Annotated in this window: 1 rRNA gene; it reads right to left on the bottom strand. The window is 56.7% G+C overall.

Going from position 1 to position 3,178, the window contains the following annotated elements:
• Nucleotides 1-3 precede the first annotated feature (3 nt).
• Nucleotides 4-3,127: ribosomal RNA gene (locus tag LCE31_RS36875) — 23S ribosomal RNA — on the bottom strand.
• Nucleotides 3,128-3,178 lie beyond the last annotated feature (51 nt).

The raw sequence follows: 3,178 nt of genomic DNA, 5'->3' as shown, positions 1-3,178 counted from the left end.
AATATGGACAAGCCCTCGGCCTATTAGTACCGGTCAACTCCACCAGTCACCTGGCTTCCATCTCCGGCCTATCAACCCAGTCGTCTACTGGGAGCCTTACCCCATCAAGTGGGTGGGAGTCCTCATCTCGAAGCAGGCTTCCCGCTTAGATGCTTTCAGCGGTTATCCCTCCCGAACGTAGCCAACCAGCCATGCCCTTGGCAGAACAACTGGCACACCAGAGGTCCGTCCGTCCCGGTCCTCTCGTACTAGGGACAGCCCTTCTCAAGACTCCAACGCGCGCAGCGGATAGGGACCGAACTGTCTCACGACGTTCTAAACCCAGCTCGCGTACCGCTTTAATGGGCGAACAGCCCAACCCTTGGGACCGACTCCAGCCCCAGGATGCGACGAGCCGACATCGAGGTGCCAAACCATCCCGTCGATATGGACTCTTGGGGAAGATCAGCCTGTTATCCCCGGGGTACCTTTTATCCGTTGAGCGACGGCGCTTCCACAAGCCACCGCCGGATCACTAGTCCCGACTTTCGTCCCTGCTCGACCCGTCAGTCTCACAGTCAAGCTCCCTTGTGCACTTACACTCACCACCTGATTACCAACCAGGCTGAGGGAACCTTTGGGCGCCTCCGTTACCCTTTAGGAGGCAACCGCCCCAGTTAAACTACCCATCAGACACTGTCCCTGATCCGGATCACGGACCCAGGTTAGACATCCAGCACGACCAGAGTGGTATTTCAACAACGACTCCACCTGAACTGGCGTCCAAGCTTCACAGTCTCCCACCTATCCTACACAAGCCGAACCGAACACCAATATCAAACTGTAGTAAAGGTCCCGGGGTCTTTCCGTCCTGCTGCGCGAAACGAGCATCTTTACTCGTACTGCAATTTCACCGGGCCTATGGTCGAGACAGTCGAGAAGTCGTTACGCCATTCGTGCAGGTCGGAACTTACCCGACAAGGAATTTCGCTACCTTAGGATGGTTATAGTTACCACCGCCGTTTACTGGCGCTTAAGTTCTCAGCTTCGCCACACCGAAATGTGACTAACCGGTCCCCTTAACGTTCCAGCACCGGGCAGGCGTCAGTCCGTATACATCGCCTTACGGCTTCGCACGGACCTGTGTTTTTAGTAAACAGTCGCTTCTCGCTGGTCTCTGCGGCCACCCCCAGCTCACACCGAAAAGATGATCACCAGGAATGGCCCCCCTTCTCCCGAAGTTACGGGGGCATTTTGCCGAGTTCCTTAACCATAGTTCACCCGAACGCCTCGGTATTCTCTACCAGACCACCTGAGTCGGTTTAGGGTACGGGCCGCCATAAAACTCGCTAGAGGCTTTTCTCGACAGCATAGGATCATCCACTTCACCACAATCGGCTCGGCATCAGGTCTCAGACACATGTTGCACGGATTTACCTGCACAACGCCCTACACCCTTACCCCGGGACAACCACCGCCCGGGATGGACTACCTTCCTGCGTCACCCCATCACTTACCTACTACCACCTTGGGCCGGCGGCTCCACCACTCCCCTCAACTCCGAAGAGATCAGGGCGGCTTCACGGCCTTAGCATCAGAGGATTCGATACTGGACGCTCTACAGCGGGTACCGGAATATCAACCGGTTATCCATCGACTACGCCTGTCGGCCTCGCCTTAGGTCCCGACTTACCCTGGGCAGATCAGCTTGACCCAGGAACCCTTAGTCAATCGGCGCACACGTTTCCCACGTGTGAATCGCTACTCATGCCTGCATTCTCACTCGTGAACCGTCCACCACTGCCTTCCGGCGCAGCTTCACCCGGCACACGACGCTCCCCTACCCAACCCAACACCCGTTAAGGCTATCTGCTGGATTGACACGACTTCGGCGGTACGCTTGAGCCCCGCTACATTGTCGGCGCGGAATCACTAGACCAGTGAGCTATTACGCACTCTTTCAAGGATGGCTGCTTCTAAGCCAACCTCCTGGTTGTCTCTGCGACTCCACATCCTTTCCCACTTAGCGCACGCTTAGGGGCCTTAGTCGATGCTCTGGGCTGTTTCCCTCTCGACCATGGAGCTTATCCCCCACAGTCTCACTGCCGCGCTCTCACTTACCGGCATTCGGAGTTTGGCTAAGGTCAGTAACCCGGTAAGGCCCATCGCCTATCCAGTGCTCTACCTCCGGCAAGAAACACACGACGCTGCACCTAAATGCATTTCGGGGAGAACCAGCTATCACGGAGTTTGATTGGCCTTTCACCCCTAACCACAGGTCATCCCCCAGGTTTTCAACCCTGGTGGGTTCGGTCCTCCACGACCTCTTACAGCCGCTTCAACCTGCCCATGGCTAGATCACTCCGCTTCGGGTCTTGAGCATGCTACTAAAACGCCCTCTTCGGACTCGCTTTCGCTACGGCTCCCCCACACGGGTTAACCTCGCAACACACCGCAAACTCGCAGGCTCATTCTTCAAAAGGCACGCAGTCACGACACACCAGACAAGTCTGATGCGCGACGCTCCCACGGCTTGTAGGCACACGGTTTCAGGTACTATTTCACTCCGCTCCCGCGGTACTTTTCACCATTCCCTCACGGTACTATCCGCTATCGGTCACCAGGGAATATTTAGGCTTAGCGGGTGGTCCCGCCAGATTCACACAGGATTTCTCGAGGCCCGTGCTACTTGGGACATGCATAAACGAGCCGTACAAATTTCAGCTACGGGGGTCTTACCCTCTACGCCGGGCCTTTCGCATGCCCTTCGCCTACCTGTACGGTTTCTGACTCGCCCCCCAGCCGGCAGACTGAAGAAACACACTCCCACAACCCCGCCCACGCAACCCCTGCCGGGTATCACACGTAAACGGTTTAGCCTCATCCAGTTTCGCTCGCCGCTACTCCCGGAATCACTATTGTTTTCTCTTCCTGAGGGTACTGAGATGTTTCACTTCCCCTCGTTCCCTCCACACACCCTATGAGTTCAGGTGCAGGTGACAGCCCATGACGACTGCCGGGTTTCCCCATTCGGACACCCCCGGATCACAGCTCGGTTGACAGCTCCCCGGGGCCTATCGCGGCCTCCCACGTCCTTCATCGGTTCCTGGTACCAAGGCATCCACCGTGCGCCCTTAAAAACTTGGCCACAGATGCTCGCGTCCACTGTGCAGTTCTCAAACAACGACCAGCCACCCAT

The organism is Streptomyces sp. 8L, assembly GCF_020176795.1.
In the GTDB taxonomy this organism is placed as follows: domain Bacteria; phylum Actinomycetota; class Actinomycetes; order Streptomycetales; family Streptomycetaceae; genus Streptomyces.
Note: the sequence above shows the minus strand (reverse complement) of the source record. Positions and strands in the feature narration are given on the sequence as shown.